General features: G+C 67.3%; 18 protein-coding genes. 1 reads left to right on the forward strand and 17 read right to left on the reverse strand.

Annotation, left to right across the window (positions count from 1 at the left end; genetic code table 11):
• Window positions 1-39: 39 nt before the first annotated feature.
• The 12 genes from FRANEAN1_RS22975 to FRANEAN1_RS23030 form a co-directional block, all read right to left on the reverse strand.
• A complete protein-coding gene (locus FRANEAN1_RS22975) occupies window positions 40-603 on the reverse strand; it encodes a nuclear transport factor 2 family protein (protein WP_020462204.1) in 564 nt (187 codons plus the stop codon).
• Between the two features lie 91 nt (window positions 604-694).
• A complete protein-coding gene (locus FRANEAN1_RS22980; protein WP_041254628.1) occupies window positions 695-1,873 on the reverse strand; it encodes a thiolase family protein in 1,179 nt (392 codons plus the stop codon).
• Entirely contained in the window at window positions 1,870-2,277 is a 408-nt protein-coding gene (locus FRANEAN1_RS39475) for an OB-fold domain-containing protein (RefSeq protein ID WP_049795739.1), read from the reverse strand. Before FRANEAN1_RS39475 ends, FRANEAN1_RS22980 begins: the two co-directional genes overlap by 4 nt.
• A gap of 42 nt (window positions 2,278-2,319) precedes the next feature.
• Window positions 2,320-2,706 (reverse strand): 2Fe-2S iron-sulfur cluster-binding protein, encoded by a 387-nt coding sequence (locus FRANEAN1_RS22990; RefSeq protein ID WP_235014053.1) that lies wholly within the window; start codon window positions 2,704-2,706, stop codon window positions 2,320-2,322.
• On the reverse strand, window positions 2,703-4,397 hold the full coding sequence (locus tag FRANEAN1_RS22995; RefSeq protein WP_020462207.1) for an FAD-binding protein: 1,695 nt from the start codon (window positions 4,395-4,397) through the stop codon (window positions 2,703-2,705). The genes FRANEAN1_RS22990 and FRANEAN1_RS22995 overlap by 4 nt, the downstream gene beginning before the upstream one ends.
• A 39-nt stretch (window positions 4,398-4,436) precedes the next feature.
• Complete coding sequence (locus FRANEAN1_RS23000; RefSeq protein WP_020462208.1) at window positions 4,437-5,780, reverse strand: aromatic ring-hydroxylating dioxygenase subunit alpha; 1,344 nt, start codon at window positions 5,778-5,780, stop codon at window positions 4,437-4,439.
• Window positions 5,781-5,818: 38 nt separating this feature from the next.
• Complete coding sequence (locus FRANEAN1_RS23005) at window positions 5,819-6,061, reverse strand: lipoyl domain-containing protein (RefSeq protein ID WP_020462209.1); 243 nt, start codon at window positions 6,059-6,061, stop codon at window positions 5,819-5,821.
• Entirely contained in the window at window positions 6,054-7,064 is a 1,011-nt protein-coding gene (locus FRANEAN1_RS23010; protein ID WP_041256403.1) for an alpha-ketoacid dehydrogenase subunit beta, read from the reverse strand. Before FRANEAN1_RS23010 ends, FRANEAN1_RS23005 begins: the two co-directional genes overlap by 8 nt.
• A 101-nt stretch (window positions 7,065-7,165) precedes the next feature.
• Window positions 7,166-8,164: a thiamine pyrophosphate-dependent dehydrogenase E1 component subunit alpha gene (locus FRANEAN1_RS23015; RefSeq protein ID WP_020462211.1), complete on the reverse strand. Its 999-nt coding sequence runs from the start codon at window positions 8,162-8,164 to the stop codon at window positions 7,166-7,168.
• Window positions 8,165-8,562: 398 nt separating this feature from the next.
• Complete coding sequence (locus FRANEAN1_RS23020) at window positions 8,563-9,303, reverse strand: SDR family oxidoreductase (protein WP_041254633.1); 741 nt, start codon at window positions 9,301-9,303, stop codon at window positions 8,563-8,565.
• Window positions 9,304-9,520: 217 nt separating this feature from the next.
• Window positions 9,521-10,351, reverse strand: a complete 831-nt coding sequence (locus FRANEAN1_RS23025; protein ID WP_020462213.1) for a TauD/TfdA family dioxygenase — start codon at window positions 10,349-10,351, stop codon at window positions 9,521-9,523.
• A gap of 145 nt (window positions 10,352-10,496) precedes the next feature.
• Complete coding sequence (locus tag FRANEAN1_RS23030) at window positions 10,497-11,396, reverse strand: 3-keto-5-aminohexanoate cleavage protein (protein WP_020462214.1); 900 nt, start codon at window positions 11,394-11,396, stop codon at window positions 10,497-10,499.
• A gap of 957 nt (window positions 11,397-12,353) precedes the next feature.
• Here FRANEAN1_RS23030 and FRANEAN1_RS23035 point away from each other — a divergent pair.
• Complete coding sequence (locus FRANEAN1_RS23035; RefSeq protein WP_347176720.1) at window positions 12,354-13,172, forward strand: SDR family NAD(P)-dependent oxidoreductase; 819 nt, start codon at window positions 12,354-12,356, stop codon at window positions 13,170-13,172.
• A gap of 222 nt (window positions 13,173-13,394) precedes the next feature.
• Here the strand turns inward: FRANEAN1_RS23035 and FRANEAN1_RS23040 are convergent, their stop codons facing one another.
• The 5 genes from FRANEAN1_RS23040 to FRANEAN1_RS23060 are packed head-to-tail and all read right to left on the reverse strand — an operon-like array spanning window position 13,395 to window position 19,247.
• Window positions 13,395-14,666, reverse strand: coding sequence for an acyl-CoA dehydrogenase family protein (locus tag FRANEAN1_RS23040; protein ID WP_020462216.1), 1,272 nt, complete (start codon window positions 14,664-14,666; stop codon window positions 13,395-13,397).
• Window positions 14,663-15,802: an acyl-CoA dehydrogenase family protein gene (locus FRANEAN1_RS23045; RefSeq protein WP_020462217.1), complete on the reverse strand. Its 1,140-nt coding sequence runs from the start codon at window positions 15,800-15,802 to the stop codon at window positions 14,663-14,665. Before FRANEAN1_RS23045 ends, FRANEAN1_RS23040 begins: the two co-directional genes overlap by 4 nt.
• A 49-nt stretch (window positions 15,803-15,851) precedes the next feature.
• A complete protein-coding gene (locus FRANEAN1_RS23050) occupies window positions 15,852-16,676 on the reverse strand; it encodes an SDR family oxidoreductase (protein ID WP_020462218.1) in 825 nt (274 codons plus the stop codon).
• 58 nt (window positions 16,677-16,734) lie between these two features.
• Window positions 16,735-17,949 (reverse strand): CoA transferase, encoded by a 1,215-nt coding sequence (locus FRANEAN1_RS23055; protein ID WP_020462219.1) that lies wholly within the window; start codon window positions 17,947-17,949, stop codon window positions 16,735-16,737.
• Window positions 17,946-19,247 carry an amidohydrolase family protein gene (locus FRANEAN1_RS23060; RefSeq protein ID WP_020462220.1) on the reverse strand — a complete coding sequence of 434 codons (1,302 nt, stop codon included), beginning with the start codon at window positions 19,245-19,247 and terminating at the stop codon, window positions 17,946-17,948. The genes FRANEAN1_RS23055 and FRANEAN1_RS23060 overlap by 4 nt, the downstream gene beginning before the upstream one ends.
• Window positions 19,248-19,258: the final 11 nt, after the last annotated feature.

Raw genomic sequence — 19,258 nt, forward strand, 5'->3', positions numbered from 1 at the left:
GGCGGGGACCCATCGGCCGTCTCCTCTTTCCAACTCGGCCTAGGGCTGTGCCGGCAGGGGGCGTGTCCATCCGGTGTCAGGGCTCTCAAGCGCCGCATACGAAGGGTCATTCCGGTCGCGGGAACCGAGACCGGGCCGCGACGGCCGCATCAGGCCGCTCGCCGGGACGACATGTGTCAGGTCGACAATCACAAGCCGGTGCGCGATCTTCCATTCGCCCTCGCGGCGTTCGAAGCGGTCGATGTACCGCCCGATCGCGAGGAGGACGCGGTCCTCACCTTCGGTCTCGATGCTCCGCCACACCGTGAAGTACGTCTCGCAACCCGCCGTCCTATCATCGTGCAGCGTGATGAGCTGGTTCGTGACCTGGTTCATCGAGACCTTCGCCGAGCGCACGAGGTCGGCGACACCTCGGCCTACGGTTCTACCCGAGTAGCGCTGGTCGCCGTGATCGTCGATCGCATCAGGGTGGTACGCGGAGCTGATGAGGTCCGGATCGCAACGGTCCACACCCCGGCAGTACCGCATGGTCGCCTCGCGGATCGCCTGCTTGTCGAGCAGCTGCTGGATCGCCGCCTGCTCGGTACCCGCGATGTCCCTCATAGCGCAGCACCGTCCTCAGCGTGGTCAGGATGTTTTCTCGGCGGGCCGGTAGAAGCGATCCATGGGCTCATGGGAGGAGGCTCTCGCCGGCTCAGCGGTCGTTGGTGAAGAGGAATGCCTGGGCGAGCGGGCCGCCGCCGCCCGTGACGAGGCCGACCTCGGCGTCGGTGACCTGCCGGGTGCCGGCCTGGTTCCGTAACTGCAGGAAGGTCTCGTAGGCCAGACCGAAGCCGAGGTAGCGGCCCTCCGACAGTTGGCCGCCGGAGGTGTTGAGTGGCAGCTCACCGTCACGGGCGATGCGGGTGCCGCCTTCGACGAACGGCCCGGACTCGCCGCGGCCGCAGAACCCGAGCGCCTCCAGCCAGTACAGGACGAAGATGCTGAAGCCGTCGTAGAGACCGGCGACGTCGACGTCGCCGGGCCGCAGCGAGGTACGCGACCACAGCTGCTCGGCGGCCTTCATCGCGGCCATGACGTCAAGGTCCGGCCAGAACTCCCAGCTCGACGTCATCGGCCGCCCACCACCCAGGGCTTCGAAGAAGACGGGCCGGTCGACGTCACGGCGGTGGTCGGCGCGCGAGACAACGAAGGCGATCGACCCGTCCGCCGGCACGTCGCAGTCGAACAGACACAGCGGTTCGCTGATCATCCGCCCCGCGAGGTAGTCGTCGATCGTCATCGGGTCGCGGTAGATCGCGTCCGGGTTACCGGCGGCGTTACGCCGGTCGTTCACCGCGACCCAGCCGAGCTGCTCCCGGGTGGTGCCGTAACGATCGAAATGGTGCTGGGCCCACAGGGCCGCGAACTGCACCGGCGAACCGACCCCGTAGGTGGCCTTCCACGGCGCGGCCCCGGGGTCGGCCATCACCGCCGGGCGGCGGCCGGTGCCCTGGCTGGTCGCCTCGCCGACGGTCCGGTAGACCAGCACATGCCGGGCGAGGCCTGTGGCCACCGCGTGGGCGGCGATCCCGAGGATGCCGATGACGTTGGCGCCGTCCCCGCAGCCCAGGATCCACGACAGGTCCAGGCGCAGGAGCGTGTGCAGCTCACCGACCCGGGGCCCGCCGAAGCCGTGCGGGGCGGCGTGGTCGGGCCAGGAGGTGAGCCCGTCGACGTCGCGCGGGGTCAGACCGGCATCAGCGATGGCCGCCAGACAGGCGTCCAGAGTCAGATCCATTGCGGACCGGTTCAGCCGCCGCCCGGACGGTGACCGCCCGATGCCGGAGACGATCGACTGGCGCTCGACGTTCACGGGACCGGCGGAGTTCATACGACCGGCCGGAACATGGGTACGAACACGTCCCCTCGCTGTTCGAAGGTCACCTCGACCTCCATACCGGTGCTGACCGCCTCGACGTTGCAGTCGACCACATTGGTCAACAGGTGCAGGTCGGGCTGCTCGGCGAGCACCACCCGGGCCACGACATAGGGCGGCTCGTACCCGGGGACCCACGGACGGCGCACCACCGTGTACGACTCGACCGTCCCGCGGCCCGAGACCCGCCGGGACGCGATCGACCGGGAATAACAACCGGGGCAGATCCGCGCCGGCGGATGGAACAGCCGTTCACACACGGTGCACCCGCTGATCAGGAGCTGCCCGGCGGCCCCGCCGCACCAGAAATCGCGACTGTCGTCATCGACCACGGGTACGGGCTTGTCCTCACCGGTCACCCGACCGCCACCTGCATGAGGGTGCTCCATAGGTCAGCGCTCCTACTCGTCGACGACGTGCGGGAATGGGCCGGTCGGTACGGGCCGGCGGCGTCGCACGCCGTTCTTGCGCACGGTGACGTCGCCGGTTGCCTGCGCTCGGCAGGCGAGCCGGAGCCGGGTGAGGTCACGGCGGTGTGCGCCGGGGAGTCGGTGTTCGAGGGCGTCTTGTTCGTCGTCGTCGGGGGGTGTCAGGTGTTCGATGCCGCTGAGTACCTCGAGGTGGCAGACCGTGCAGGTTGCCTGGCCGTGGCAGACGGTGGGCCAGTGGTACCCGAGTCGCCACGCGGCCTCGATGATCGTCTCTCCGGGTTCGAGTTCGAGGTCGGCGCCGACGGGGTCGATGCGTACCACTGGCCCCCGGGGCCGTGCGCTCCGTTCTGCGGTCACGTGACCGCTCGGTCCCCGGAGGCGGCGTGTGCGGCGTGTTTCATGCCGATGTAGGAGAACACGAAGCTGTTGCCGATGCTGGCGCCCGCACCGAGATAGGTGCGGCCCATCACCGAGGCGGTGCAGTTCCCGGCGGCGTAGAGGCCGGGGATCGGGTCGTGGTTGGTGTCGAGCACACGAGCATGTTCGTCGCACAGGAGACCGCCGCTGGTGCCGACGTCGCCTGGATAGAGTTCGACGGCGTAGAATGGTGCCTTCTCGACGGGCGCGAGCGACGGGTTCGGTTTGTTGCCGTAGTCGCCCTGGTACTTTTCATGAGCGCCTTCGCCGCGGTGGAAGTCGGGGTCCGTGCCCTGCTCCGCGAACGTGTTGAACCGGGCCACCGTGGTGGCCAGCCCCGCGGGGTCGATGCCGCACGCCCGCGCGAGCTCGTCGAGCGTGTCGGCTTTCTTCATGTAGCCGCTGGTGAGCCATTCCTCGGGAGTGTTGGGACGGAACGCGAACAGGTAGCGGGCGCGGTGGCGGGAGTCCATGACGAGCCAGCTCGGGATGGATTCACCGTCGACGTTGTGGGCGTACATCTGCCGGCCGGCTTCCATGTAGGAGACCGCTTCGTTGAAGTACCGGCGGCCGGCCCGGTCGACGATGATCGAACCTGGTTTGCATCGTTCGCCGTTGTGCATGCTCGGACGTCCGCCGGGCTGGATGGAGGCCGGGATCCACAGGGCCTCGTCCATGAAGTCGACGGCGGCGCCCAGGCGCATGGCGGCCTCGATCGCCTCGCCGGTGTCACCCGGGTTGGCACTGGTCCACGTTCCGTCGTTCGGCTGCTTCGAGTACCGCTTGCGCATCTCGGGGTTGCAGCCGAAACCACCTGAGCTCAACAGCACGGCGTGGCGGGCGCGGATCCGGATGGTGTGGCCGTCCCGGTCGGCGACGACGCCGACGACCCGGCCGTCCTCGGTGATCAGGTCGACCAGTCCGGTGTTCGTCCAAATCGACGCCCCGGCGGCGAGTGCGGCCGTCAGGGTCTGGGCGATCAGTGCCCCGCCGTTGGCCAGGCGGGTCTGGCGCCGTAGCCGGCCGATGGCCGTGCGCACCCCGACGCGGGCGGCGGTGCGCATGGCTTTCGGTCGCCGCTTGACCATCTGCAGTCCGGACGCCTCGCGTGTCATCACGACGATCCCGAGCGCGATCGTCATGCCCGGCATCAGCTTGTCGAACCACGGCCCGAGCTGTTTGCCGTCGGTCACCGCGGGTTCGAGGGAGCGCCCGCGGGCGCTGCCGCCGCGGATACCCGCCACCCCGGCGTAGTAGTCGCTGTAGCCCTCGCACCGCTCGAACCGCATGCCCAGGTTCTGCAGGAAGCGGACCATGGTGGCGCCTTCGGTGACGTAGGCGACCCGACGCTGGTGCGACGACGCGGGACCGACGTCTCCGACAACGGAGTCGAAGTACGCCAGCGCGTCCTCAAGGGAGTCGGGAACGTCGTCGGCCTGCATGAGCGGGTTGTCCGGCAGCCACAGCACGCCGCCTGACATGGCCGTGGACCCGCCGATCATCGGCTGCTTCTCGATCACCAGCGTGTCCAGGCCGCTCGCCGCCGCGGCCACGGCGCCGCACAGACCACCGCCCGATCCCACGACAATGACGTCAACGGCATGGTCGTAGCTGGCATCCGACTTCGACACGGTGCCCCTCCATGGAGTGGATGGTTTCGGTGCGGTGCCTCAGCCGGCGAGGTACCGGTCGAGTTCGGAGTGCATGTTGCTGATGAGCTGCTCCATCTCGGTGGCGAGACGGTGCTCGCGGTAGCTGCGCGAATGCAGGCCGCGTTGCTGGCTTGCGATGTTGCTGAAGTCCTGGCGTGGGATCAGACCCCAGTTCTCGGTGTCGTCGGAGGCGAAGCGGCCCTTCAGCTTCGCCCGGCCGGGCTCCTCGCCCTCCGGGTACATGGTCAACGACCACACCTCGAAACGGCACCACTCGGGGTCGTCGTTGTAGGGGCGGACCCGGTACGACAGCGCGTTACCGAACTGGGGAAGCATGAGGAAGTTCGGGAACAGGAAAACCCCGCCACCCCACAGCCGCAGGCCCTCCGGTGTCGGATGCAGCGGGATACCGGCACCCTCGGCGTAGTCGAACAACGCCTTGATCGCCGCCGTCGGGAAGTCCTCACCGGGCGCGACCCGGTTACGCATCCCCCGGAAGACGTGCAGGTCACGTTCGAGGGTCATCGCGTCCTGCCCCTCCCACAGGATCCGCGACCGCTCCAGGAACGCCTCCCCACCACGCCCCTGGGAGACGCCGCCCGCGGTCGGGTCGAACCGGCCCTGGAAACGACCGTGGCCGTTCCCGAACGCGGTGTACTCGACATTCCCGAACGGATAGTCGTCACCCAGACCGAACGTGAGCTGCGGATGCGTGCCCATCACGTGATAGCCCTCGTGGAACGCCTCCTGAGCCACCTTCCAGTTCGCGTTGAGGATCGTCTCCTTCCACCACCACACCCGCATGTTCTCCACGCACACCGCGTCCAGCAACCCCGCTACCGGCGCCAGCGCCTCCCGCAACGGACGGGCATCCGGATCCATGTTGATCCACACGCAGGCACCCCACGTGTCGACCCTGCACTCCTGCAGCCGAATGTCCTCCGGACGCAGGATCTCCGGCGCGAACCCCTCCGCGCCGTACACGAACGAGTTACTGCCGTCGAGGTTCCACCGCCAGCCGTGGAACGGGCACACGATCTGCCCTCCGGGAAGCCGCCCGGAACCCGAACACAGCTGGGTAGCCCGATGACGGCACGCATTATGGAACGCCTTGACCGACCGGTCAGGCTGCCGCACCACCAGAATCGACTGGTCGCAGATCTCGTACTCGACGAAATCCCCAGGCTGCGGAATCTCCTCCAGGCGGCACGCCATCTGCCAGACCCTCGGCCACAGATACTCCTTCTCCAGCTCGTAGAACCCCCGGTCGTAATAACGCTCACGAGGCACATGTAACCGGTCACGCATCGCAAACGGAACATCGCGAGTGGCGACCGGGCGGCGGTCGTCGGTGAGAGCCATCAACATCAACCTCCTGCCACGTGGGCTTCCATACGGTGTCAGCCCGACGCCTGGATCGTCCCGATCTCGGCACCGATCTCATAGACCGTCTCGATGGCGCCGGTCCAGTGCACCGTGCCGGACGCGCCGGCTTCGACCTCGGTTTCGGCCTTGTCCGTCGCGATGATGAACAACGGGTCGCCTTCAGACACGTTCGCTCCCTCATCCACGAGAAGCTCGATCAGCTCCGCCTCCGAGATCGCGACCGATACACGCGGAATACGGATCGTGAAGTCAGCCACAGGCACCGTCCCTGGTCGTTTCCGACCGCAGCGTCTGCTGGACCGCCGCGACAATACGTTCGGTGCTCGGGTATATCTGCGATTCCAGTGCCGGCGGGGCCGGATTCGGCACGAACCGGGCACCCACCCGCTCCACCGGCGCCTCAAGAACACCGAAGAGCTCGCGCTGCAGAATCGCGGCGATCTCCGCCCCGGGCCCGGCGAACCGCACCGCGTCATGCACCACCACAGCACGCCTCGTTCGACGCACCGAATCAACCATCGCCGGCACATCGAGCGGAACCAGGGTGCGCAGATCAAGCACCTCGGCGCTGACCCCCTCCGCCTCGAGCACGGCCGCCGCGCCGAGCGACTCGACCACCCCCCGGCCATAGCCGATCAACGTGACATCAGTACCCGGCCGTTTCACGTCCGCCTGACCCAGCGGAATCGAGAATCCCGGATCCACCGGCACCAACCCGCGCTGGCCCTGCAGACGAATCGTCTCCAGGAAGACGCACGGGTCATCATCAAAAATCGCCGACGCGAGAAGACCCTTGGCGTCCCGCGGCGTCGAAGGCACGATCACCTTCAGCCCCGGAACATGCATGAACCACGCCTCCAACGACTGCGAGTGCGTCGCCCCGGTCCCCAACCCGCCATAGACCTGCGTCCGGACCGTGATCGGCGCGGTCGTCCGCCCCCCGGTCATGAACCGCAGCTTCGCCGCATGATTGACGATCTGATCGGCGGCGATACCAATAAAATCCATGATCATGATTTCGGCGACCGGGCGGAACCCCTCCATCGCGGCACCGATCGCGGCACCCACGATCGCCGCTTCGGAAATCGGCGTGTCAAGCACCCGATCCGCGCCGTATTTGGTCGACAGCCCCTTGGTCGGCCCACTGGAGCCGGGATCGGCAATATCCTCCCCCAGCAGGAAGACACGCTCATCACGCGCCAACGCCTGGTCCAAAGCGAGGTTCAACGCCTCGCGCATCGTCATCCGTTGCTCGTCCACGTCCACCTCTATGCAGGTCCAATGATCGAGAAGGCGAACAGTCATCACGAGGCCGGCATTGCCCGGAGCCGCTCTTACCGTGACGCCAGCGGGATATGGGTCTAGGCGGGGCAGTTCCGCGGGTCGGCGTACACGTCACGATCCAGCTCGTCGAGTGCCGCGACCGGCGCCGCCAGGACCGCGGTCAACGCCTCCTCGACCGCCGCGACGGCGGCCGCCTCGATCTCGTCGAGCTCGTGCTCATCGCAGACCCCCGTCTCCAGCAGGCGCGACCGGAACCGCGGGATCGGATCAGCCTCGACAGCGGCGGCCATCCGTTCGGCTGGGATGTACGCCATGGGATCCCCGAAGTAGTGACCACGGAACCGGAACGTCACGCACTCCACCAGCGTCGGGCCCCCTCCGCTCCTCGCCCGCTCCACGGCCTGCGTCAACACGGCAAGGACGGCGAGAGGGTCGTTGCCGTCGACGCGGACACCCGGCATCCCGTACCCGCCCGCCCGGTCCGCGACCTGGGCGATCTTCATCGTGTGCTCAGTTGGCGTCATCTCGCCGTACTGGTTGTTCTGGCACACCAGCACCAACGGCAGATCCCACAGCGCCGCCATGTTCGCCGCCTCGTGAAACGAGCCGGTGTTCGTCGCCCCGTCACCGAAACTCACGGCCGTCACCCGATCCAGGCCCTTGCGCCGCGCCGCCATGGCCATCCCCACCGCGACCGGCGGCCCGGATCCCACAATCCCCGTCGACAACATGACGCCTGAGTCGGGGCGGGCAATGTGCATCGTCCCGCCCTTACCCCGGCCCGATCCCACCTGCCGGCCCAGCATCTCTCCGTAGATCTCCACCAACGGCACACCCTTGCCGATCAGGTCATGCAACCCCCGATAGGTCGTGACCAACTGATCGTCCGACCGAAGACACACCCCCATCGCCGCGGCAATCGCCTCCTGACCACGAGGAGGCCAGTACACGCACTGCAGCTCACCCGACGCGATCCCCCTGCTCAGCCGGTCGTCGGCCGCCTTCATGAGCGTCATCAGCTCGTATAACCGGCGCCACACCTGTCCCGAGATGCCCGCCGTTCGATCCGTCGTCATGTTCCTCCTCCTACGACCGGTGCACCACCGCCAGACGGCGACACGCGAAGCGGCTGAGAGGCGGGAGCCTCGTGCATGTCTGTCGGGGTGACGAGCCGCGACATCGGGCATGACCGCACCGCAGCATCCGTGTGGCGATCGCCCCACCATCGGGTGCTCCACCCTCGATCATTCACGTATACAATCATCGACCCGCCGGCGTATACAAGTCCTTCTGACGAAGCGCTGTCGGGCGACGCCGAAGACGCGGCAGGAGGCCGCGCCGGATCGGTTCAGGTACGACCTCCTTCATGCCTTCTTGTCTGTCATCCACCGGCTGACAGCAGGTCGTTCCGCCGAAGCGTCCGGAAACCCGAACCCTCGAACCGAGAGGAAGACGGAGTCCTCCTCTCGGTTCACTAGGCCAGTCGCGCCGACCAGCCACCATCGACTGGAATGATGACTCCGGTCACGAAGGAGGCGCGGTCCGAGGCCAGAAAAGCCGCTACCTCGGCCAGCTCCCGCGGTTGACCGCCCCGTTTGAGTGCAGCCTTCGAGCTCATCTCGCGCAGCAACTCAGGCGGCCCTTTCATGATATCGGTGAGCGTAAATCCAGGTGCGATGACGTTTGCCCGGATGCCCATGGGACCGTACTCGACGGCCACCGCCTTGGTGAGGGCATGGGTGCCGGCTTTCGCGGCAGCATACATGATTGACGTCCGGCTCTGGACGTTGACCGCTGAGATCGAGGAGAAGTTGACGATGCTGCCGCCGCCTGAGCGGAGCATCGCTGGAATCGCATGTTCGGTCATAATGAGCACGCCACGCAGATTCACCTGGGTCATCTTCTCGAACTCGGCGACGGCGACGACCTCAGGTGGCCGGGTACCGTGGGTACCGGCCACGTTCAGCACGGCATCGACGCGTCCGAACTCCTTGATAGTGGCCTCGAACATCGCAGCAACGCCCGTCTCGTCGGAGACGTCGCAGTGGAAGGGAAGGACATTTTCGCCGACTTCGGCCGCAGTCTCCTTCTCCGCACCACTTATATCGACGGCCACCACCTTGGCACCCTCCTGCACGAAGAGCTTTGTAGACGCCTTCGCTATCCCCGATCCAGCGCCGGTTATCACCGCCACCTTCCCGTCAAGCATGCCCATTACTCACCTCCGTAGACCGGTGCATCGGGACCGGTACCCTCGTCACCAGCACACAACGACTCAAGTACGCGGCCATGAACGGCCCGTCGTTCTCCCTGACTCATCATGAACAAAACCTAATTCCCATACCTCGGCGGGCTCACAGGCAGCACCGCTGGCTGGCTGGCACGCGAAACGGGTCGGCGTCGCAGACGCTGGCTAAGCGCTCTGAACGCAGTCAGGCCTTCGGACGGTCGCCAGTGATGGTGATGCGGCGCAGGACCCGACGTTCCGCGTAGTCGGCGACCGCACGATGTTGCGTAACCCGCTCTTCCCACACTGCGATCATGTTCGGCTGCCAACGCAGACGGACGTGGAACTCCGGCGTATTGACGTGTTCGTACAGCATCCGCAGGAGCGTCTCGTTCTCCCGCTCGCTCATCCCGACGAGCCGCTCCGTGTAAACCGAGTTGACGTAAAGAGCCTTCCGCCGAGTCACCGGATCGGTGATCACGACAGGATGCGCGTGGCTTTCCCCCTGGCCGAAGGCGTCGTGGTACCGTGCCACCGTGGCGGTGCTGTGCACAGCCTCCATGCCTTCGAACAGCCGCTGGTATCGGGACGATAGGGCGTCGAATGCCGCGGTCATGCTTGCCCACATGGTGTCACCACCGAAGGCCGGGACCTCCACCGCACATAAGAGCGCGGCTTGGGGGGGCTTCTCCTGAGGACTCCCGTCCGTGTGCCAGTAGCTCGTCCGGAGTCGCACCGCGTCGGCGCCCTCCTCGGTTACGAATTGGCCAGGCCCTTTCCCATAGGGATAGACATATTGCTCACCAAAGACCGAGGAAAACCCCGAGAACTGCTCGCTGCTGATCGCCGTGTCCGAATGGAAGAACAGCACGCCGTGTTCATGCAACGATCGCAGCAGCACCGACGCCACCTCGTCGCCGTGGGCAACGTGGACGTCGACACCGTGGACGATCGCACCGATGTTCCCCGTCACCTTCTCGAATCTGATACTGCCGACTGTCGAGAGTCTCTGCGCCGGCGTAGTTTCTACACCCATGGATACCGACCTCCTTTAGCTGACGATGTCAGAACACGCGCACCCGTTCGCCAGGCGGACTCTGCTGACGCCGGGGCTCGGAGCGGATACGGCTCGCGCGGTACCCGGCCGCGCTGTACACGAAACTTGACGACAATGCCGAGGACTAACTCTCGTATCCGGGCAGTCCGAGCATCTCACGGGCCTCGGCCGGTGTGGCGACCTCCCGGCCCATGCTTCGAGCCATCTCGACGACACGCGCGACGAGCTCGGCGTTCGTGGGCACGCCAAGTTCCTGGTATGAATGGTCGGCGACGCCGATGGCGACGTGGCCGCCGGATTCGATCGCGCCTGCGAGCGCCGGAAACGCATTGCCGCCGATCACACTTAGGAACCAGGGCCAGTTCGCCTGCGCCGGAAAGAAGTCGAGGAGCGCGTGCAGCCCCCTGATCGTTGCCGGATGTCCGTAACTGACGAACGGGTCCGCGAACAACGTCAGCTCACAGAACAGCGGCTCCTTGTACAGTCCCATCTCGAGGAACGCCTCGGTGAGCCGAACCCCAGCGATGTTCCATATCATGGATACCGGCTGCACCCCGACAGCGCTCACGGTCTCGCAGACATGCGTGAGCATCTTCGTCGTGTTCAAATAGACTCGATCGTTGCTGATGAACGCTCTGCGCTGCGAGTCGTACCGGTCCAGGTTGGTGGTCAGCATGTCGACTGGGACGCAGTCGGGCCTGGTCGCCGGATCCTTCGCCATCTCGACGATGTGCCCCACACGCTCCTCAGCGGTCGGCAACATGCTCGCGCCCAACGTCGGAAACGTGATGAGATCACTCTCCTGCTTGATCCGCCGCACCACGTCCGCGTACAGATCCACATCAGCAGACTGCGCACCCGTCTCGGGATCCCGGGCGTGGTAATGCACGAGTGACGCACCCTGCTGCCAGCACTCGACTGCCTGGCTAGCGATCTCCTCAGGGCTGTAGGGAACGTGTGGACTGATGTCCCTAGTCGTTCCCTCGTTGATCCGGACCTCGATGATGAGCTTCTGCTTCGTCATACACACCTCACGTTCGCCACGCCGGCTTACGTCGAGTCAGTCGGCCTCGTAGTCGAGGCCGTAGAGGGAGCCCCGGGACCGGGGCAAGCCGCCCACAGGTGGGATCACTCGACCCCTTGGGAGTTGCCGATACGGGACCCTCGATCCACGACCGGCTGATCCGTGGATCTCGGCCCCGACGGGTGATGCGGACGCCGGCCGTGCGGGCGCTCGGCCCTGGCGAGACCGCCGCACCGGTGCGTCCGGCGCGGTACCGACCGGTTGATGCCGAGCTCACGGCGGCTGCTCATAGGCCGCCTCACCTTGAGCTTGGGTCATCATCCCGACGTACCTCCTGGGCGACCGACCTTCGGATGAACGGACCTGCGTGCCTGCGACCGCACCCTCCCCCTTGCCAACTGTTGTATACACCTCTCAGGCATGGTTGTATACAAACTGTCCGAGATCCGCAAGAGGTGGATTCGGTCACCGGACCGTCCGCGGAGCCGGGCATGTCCGTCTGGCTGGCCACGCCAGAGCCAAGATCGATAACAGGGTGGAGGTGGGGCTACATCATCGCGCCAGCGGTCCTCGAGAGATCATCCCCGCGGCGGGGCAGCAATGGCCAAGGCGGGGGTTCGGCGAGACGAGGCATGCCTGCTCGCCTGCGGTAACGGTCGACGCTCGACCTTGCCGTCAGTGCGCATAAATTCCTCTCACTCGCCAAGGGCTTGTGATAGTCAAGGAAGGCACTTCGCGCACGATCCAGCCGGGACGGATGTACGTTTTCGTCGGCCTGACGGGCGCAACACCCATGAAAGGCACGAACGCAAGACTGGGACCGCGGTCCTGCAGAAGAGGGGCCTACCCAGAACACTGGAGAAAATGCCGCCGGGGCGCCGCATGAATGTGTGGCCTCCTGGGCCGGCGTGACACAAGAGGCGGGCAGCTATGGACAAGCTAGATGGACGCGGCGCAGTGGTTGTCGGCGGCGGGAGCGGAATCGGTCGCGGGATTGCTTTAGGTCTCGCCGGTGAGGGCATGCGAGTCGTCGTCGCTGACATCGACTCCGGCAGCGCGGGAGCAGTACGCGACGAGATCGTGCGGCGCGGTGGCGACGCGTACGCTTCACGCGTGGACGCGACCGATCGCGACTCGTTAGCGGAACTCGCGGCCGGCGCAGCACGCGATCTGGGCGGCGTGCATGTGCTCGTGAACACGGTCGGCGTCCACACCAACGCTCCACTCACCACGGCCAGCGAGCAACTGTGGGCGTGGTTCGTCGAGTTCCACCTCATAGCAGCCGTGCGCGTAGTCCAGGCGTTTCTACCGCTTCTGCGTGGACACGACGACGAATCGCACATCGTGCTTACATCGTCAATGGCCGGCCTGCTGGCGTTACCCGCGGAGCAGACGGGCGGCACGGACACCGGCGTGTACACCACGTTGAAGCACGCTGTTCTCGGGTACGGCGAGATGCTGCGGTACGAGCTCGCGTCCGAAGATATCGGGGTGTCGGTGCTCTGTCCCGGAGCGGTGGCAACCAACTTGGTCTCGACGTCTGCCCGGCACCGCCCGGAGCGGTTCGGTGGACCGGCGCCCGATCCGATGGCGGGTCGTGAGCTGCCGTCGGACCTGCTGCTGAGCATGATGTCGGACGAGGCCGTGGGGCCGATTGTCGTGCGGGGCATCCGTGGTAACCGTACATACATCATCACACATCCGGAGATGGAGGGCATGGTGCGCGCCCGCCACCAGCATCTCCTGGAGGACTTCGCGTTCTTTTCGGCGACGTAACCGCCAGACCTGGTCGGGTGACCTGGGGGAATCGCACCCCAGTAGAATCCACGCACGTGGCGCGTGCTTCCGGGCGCGTCGCGGCAGAGGCGTCGAACCTACTGGGCCCGTGCGGAATTACTTGTAGGCGGCGTGGCGGTTCCGTCAGCCGAGGTGCCGAACCCGAATTTGGAGTCCCATAGGCGTGAAGCGCTTGGCGAACCGCTCCGGCCGGGATTCCGGTCAGGCGCGGTTCGATGCGCTACGTGGTACGTCGCGGAAGGGTCGGTCACGGTCGGGTGTGCGCTCGCGGGGCATGCCGAGCACCCGCTCACTGATCACGTTACGGGCCATCTCCGTGGTGCCGCCACCGATGCACGACGTCTGCCGCATCAGGAAGTCGTCGCCGCAGTTCGCCGCCGCACCGTCGTCCGCCGTCCAGGCCGCGCCCGCGGGGCCCGCGATCTCGAACGCGATGGTGGCCTTCCGCGCGGAGGAGACACCCGCGAACAGGCGGGTGATCGCGGCGGACTGCTCGGAGATCCGGCCCGCGGCGACACCGCGGCCGATCCGGCGCCGCAGCGTCTGGCCGACGAGCTCCAGCATGTGGGCCTCGCCGAGGAGGTCCCGGACGCAGCGGTCGTCGAACCGCCCGGCGTCCCGGGCGACGTTGACGATGGAGGCGGCACCGACCTCGCCGGGCGAGGTTCCCACCGGGATGCTGACGAACGGCGAGTTGAAGAGCATCCGCTCGTGGAACATCCACCGGGTGCCGACCGTCCAGCCGCCGTCGACGTCGCCGATACGGTCGCTGTCCGGGACCCGGACGTCGGTGAGGAACTCCTGGCAGAACTCGGTCGAGCCGTTCAGCATCTCGATGCGGTGCACCTCGATGCCCGGCTGGTGGATCGGCAGGATGAACACGGTCAGGCCGCGGTGCTTCGGGACGTCCCAGTTCGTCCGGGCCAGGCACAGGCCCCAGTCGGCGGTCGAGGCACCGGTCGTCCAGACCTTCGAGCCGTTCAGGATCCAGTCGTCGCCGTCACGGACGGCGCTGGTGAGGGCGGCCGCGACGTCCGACCCGCCGCTGGGCTCGGACAGCAGCTGCATCCAGATCTCCTCGCCCTTGAGAATGGCGGGGATGTGCCGGCGCTTCTGCTCCTCGGTGCCGAAGTCCAGCAGCACGGCACCGCAGGGCGAGAACGTCGGCGCCTGCAGCCGCGCCGGGTATTCGTAGCCCACGATCTCGGCGTTGAACGCGCGCTGATGGTCCGTCGTCAGGCCCTGCCCGCCGTACTCCCGGGGGAAGCCGATCCCGGCGAGGCCGGCGTCGAAGATCATGCGCTGGAGCTCACGCTCCCGGGCGAGCGCGGCGTGTTCCTCCTCCTCGGTCTGGACCGGTAACGCGAGGGTGGGCGCGAGTGTCTCGTGTGGCTCCAGCGGGCGGAGGTTCGCGCGGATCCAGGTGCGGGCACGCAGCCGGAAACTCTCGACGTCCTCGATGGCGTCGGTCATACCCGCTCCTTCCGGTTCTCGAGCACGGTGGCGATGCGTTGGCGATGGTCGGCCGGCGTGCCGTACAGGGCCCGGTTCACGGTTACCCGGCGCAGGTAGAGGTGCAGATCGTGCTCGAAGGTAACGCCGATCCCACCGTGGATCTGCACGCAGTCCTGGACCAGCTCGGAGCCGTAGTCACCGATGAACGCCTTTGCGGCGCTGACCAGCTCCTTCGCGTCGAGCGACCGGTCGTCGACCGCCGCCGCGGCGGCGTCGTTGACGGCGTGGCAGGCTTCCAGCCACGTCTTCTGGTCGGCGAAGCGGTGCTTGAGCTCCTGGTAGGAGGCCAGCGGGCGACCGAACGAGTAACGGTCGAACGCCCATTGCAGCGTCATGTCGAAGGCGGTCTGCAGGGCGCCCACCGCCTCGGCGTTGCCTATCACCACGGCGAGCTGGAGCTGGTACTCGAGGAGCTCGTCGGCGTCGCCCGACTCTCCCACGAGGGCCTCGACCGGGAGCCGGACGCCGTCGAACGTCACCGCCGCGAAACGGCGGGTCAGGTCCGCCGTGCGCATCGGCTCGATCGACACCCCGGCGGTGTCGGTCGGGACGAGGATCTGCGTGAGCCCACCCTCGGCCCGGGCCGTGACCAGGATGTGGTGCGCCTGGCCCGCCGCCTCGACGGGACGCTGGACGCCGTCGAGGACGACCTCGCCGTCGGCGATCCGGCAGCGCGGGCCCGCGGGGCCGCGGCCGTCGGTGTCGACGGCCGGGCCGAAGCACCACGCCGCGACCGATGTGCCGGCCAGCAGCGACTCGAGGACGGGACGGTGCGCCTCGCCACCGAAGGTGCTCAGCGTCCCGGCGACCACGTTCGTCGGGACCAGCGGTCCCGGCGCGGCGTGCACGCCGAACTCATGGGCGATCGTGGTGAGGTCCACCAGCCCCCCGCCGCCGACCGAGCCACCGCCGTGTTCCTCGCTGACCAGCAGCGACGTCCACCCGAGCTCGGCGCCCTCGCGCCAGTAGTCGGGATCGAAGCCGGCGGGGTGGTTCCGGAGACTCCGGACCTCGCTGATCGGCACCCGACTGGTCAGGAATCTCGCGGTGGTATCCCGAAAGATCTCCTGGTCGGAGCTCAGTTCCAACAGCATGTCGGGTTTTCCTCCAGGTCGCTGGCGGCACCGCCGGGGCCGGTCGGTCCTACCGGCCGAAGAAGAAGCGCACGTTCTGCTCCGCAGCCGGGTACGACCCCGTGATGCCGGCGCTGCAGTAGCCCGCGTCAGTGACGACGGTGATCCCGCTGATCGCCGCGGCGGCGTCACTGCAGAGGAACAGCAGCGGGTAGGCCTGCTCGAGCGACGTCGCCGCCTCGATGCCGATCTCGGCCCGGTAGTCGGCGCCGAAGCCGAGCCACATCTCCTTGTTGGCCTGCGCCAGGGGGGTGTCGGTCGGGCCGGGGCAGATGGCGTTGACGCGGATGCCCTGCTTCTGCAGCGCGAACGACTCGCGAGCCACGTAGGCGCAGACCGCCTGCTTGCTCCACATGTAGTCGGCCTTGCCATGCTCGTGGACCCACTGTGTCGCCGCGTCGAAGTCGGTGATATCGAGGAATTCCTTGAGCAGCGGGAGGTTGCCCTCCCAGCCGAGGCCGGCCGCCGACGAGATGAAGCCGATGGCCGAGCCGCGGGGCAGCAGTCCCCCGGCCAGCAGCCGGTCGATCAGGTACCGGTGGCCGATGAAGTTGATCCGCTCGATGCCGGCCGTGCCGTCGGCGACACCGGCGGCGGAGAACAGCGCGTGGACCGGCCCTCCGACCTGCTCGACGGCCGCGTCGATCGACGCCGCGTCCGCCAGGTTGACGTGGATGGACTTGGCGCCCGGCAGCGTGACCTCGGCGTAGTCCATAACCACGACCTCGGCGCCGGCGCTCTGCGCCAGCTCGGCGGTGGCCGCACCCATGCCGGTCGCGCCGCCGACGACGAGGACCCGCTTCCCGTCGTACCGGAAGGCGTCGAACAAGGTCATGTCAGTCTCTCCTAGTTACTCAGTCGGATGGTCGGTGCGCGGACGGCCCGGGTGGTCGCTACGCGACGACGCCGCGGACCTTGAGGTCCACGACCGTGTCCCAGTCGAGCCCGAGCTCCGCGAGGATCTCGTCACCGTGCTCGTTGAACTGCGGTGCCCGGCGGGTGGCCGATGGCCTCTCGTCGAACTGCACCGGCGCTGCGGCCAGCTGGAACGGCACGCCGGCCGCCGTCTCGAGGTCCTGGATGTAGCCGTTCGCGACGGACTGGGGGTCGACCGCGACCTCCTGCGTGTCCTGCACGACCGCCCACTGGCCGACGAAGCCGGCCAGCCGCGACCGCCACTCCTCGAGCGTGCGCTCCGCGAAGGCCTCACGCAGCAGGGCGATCGCCTCGGTGCTGTTGTCCCGCAGCGCCGCGTGGTCGGCGAACCGGGGGTCGACCGCCAGCTCCGGGCGCCCGATCCCCTCGCACATCGGCGGCCAGTACCTGCCCGCCTGCAGGCAGGAGAACGCCAGCCAGCGCCCGTCCTTGGTGAGGTAGTTGCCGACGAGCGGGTTGGCCATCGCGTTCAGCGGCAGCGGCTCCCACGGCATGTTCAGCACCAGCGAGAGCCCGAGTGCCTGGCCCATGGCCCACAGGCCGGTGCCGAGCAGGGACACGTCCACGATGCTGGCGACACCGGTCCGCTCCCGGTGGAACAGAGCGCCCATGATGCCGCCGGCGATCGTCATCGCGCCGATCGAGTCCCCGAAGCCCGGAGCCGGCGGGCTCGGCACATGGCCGTACTCCGGACGGGTCAGGCCCGACGCGATCCCGGCGCGGGCCCAGAACGCGAGCGAGTCGTAGGACCCCCGGTCGGCGTCGGGGCCACGCTCGCCCTGGCCGGTGCCGCGCACGTAGATGATGCGCGGGTTGTGCTCGCGGATCGACTCCACGTCGATCTGCAGCTTCGCCCGCACCTTCGGCAGCTTGTTGGTGAGGAACACGTCGGACGTCGCGGCCAGCCGGTAGAGCAGATCGCGACCCTCGGCGGAGGTCAGGTCGAGGCCCAGGCTGCGCTTCCCGCGGTTGGAGTGCTCCAGCAGCACGTGGACGTCCGCCGGCACCGCAGCCACCCCGGCCGAGGCGAGCCCGCGCATGGCGTCGCCGCGCTCGACGTGCTCGATCTTGATGACCTCCGCGCCCCAGTCGGCCAGCAGGGCCGACGCCGCCGGCACGAAGGTGTGCTCGGCGACCTCGAGGATGCGGACGCCCTCCATGACACCGGTCATCGAGGCCCGCCCACGTCCTGGAGCCCGTCGGCCTCCACCCGGCCCACTCCGGCGGCCTCGTTGCGCCGGCGCCATTCCGCGCGCGACATCCGCGTCACGTCCACGTCAGCCGCCTGCGCGCGCAGCGCCCCCACCGTCGCCTGCTCCTTCGGGACGTGACTGAAAGGGTCCCAGTTGAAGAAGCGGGCGCTGTTCTCCCAGGTGATCTGGTGAATCTCGGCATCCGGGACGCCGGCGGTCTGCAGCTCGTTCCACACGAACTCCGGCGACTCCGGCCAGGTCGTGTCGGTGTGCGGGTAGTCGCACTCCCAGGCGATCACGTCGACGCCGATATCGTGCCGCATCTTGAGGCCGGCGGGGTCGGTGATGAAACACGCCAGGAAGTGCTCGCGGAAGACCTCGGACGGAAGCTTCCCGCCGAAGTCGCCGTCGATCCAGGTCTGGTTCTGAAAATGCCGGTCGATACGGTCGAGATAGAACGGGATCCAGCCGATTCCACCCTCGGAGAGGGCGACCCGCAGCTTCGGGAACCGGCGCAGCGTGGGACCGAACAGCAGGTCCTGCGCGGTGAGCATCGTCAGCTGCGACGGTATCACGATGGAATGGTCGACTGGCGCCTCGGGAGCCAGCTGCACGATGTCCCAGGCGCCGCCGATGTGCAGGCAGAGCACCATGTCCTCGTCGACGATCGCCTTCAGCATCGGGTCCCAGTAGCCCGACAGGAAGCTCGGCCAGCCCTGCCCGTGCGGCGCCTCCAGGAAACTGATCGCGCGGCACCCCTTCCGAGCGATTCTCCGGACCTCCGCGACCGCCAGGTCGACGTCCCACATGGGGACGATTCCCAGCGGGATGAACCGGCCGGGGTAGGTGGCGCACCACTCGTCGATGTGCCAGTCGTTGTACGCCTGGAGCATGATGAAGGACAGCTGCTTGTCGGCGGCCTCGCTGAAGGTCCGGGCGTTGAAGCCGGCCATTGTCGGGAAGCACATCGACGCCAGCACGCCGTTCACGTTCATGTCACGGACGCGCTCGTGGACGTCGAAACAGCCCGGCCGCATCTCGGACATCGAGCCGGGATGGAATCCCCACTCCTCCCGAGGCCAGCCGACGGTCGCCGCCATGCCGAACGGCGTCGCGGTCGCCTGGCCCTGGAACACCCAGAGATCCGCGCCTTCCGAACCGCGCACGACCTTCGGAGCCTGATCCAGCCACTTCGCCGGAACATGCCGCTTGTACATGTCCGGAGGCTCGATCGAATGATCGTCAATGCTGATCAGGATCATGTCCGACTGCTGCATTTCTCCCTCTC

It is taken from the genome of Parafrankia sp. EAN1pec, assembly GCF_000018005.1.
Lineage (GTDB): Bacteria > Actinomycetota > Actinomycetes > Frankiales > Frankiaceae > Parafrankia > Parafrankia soli.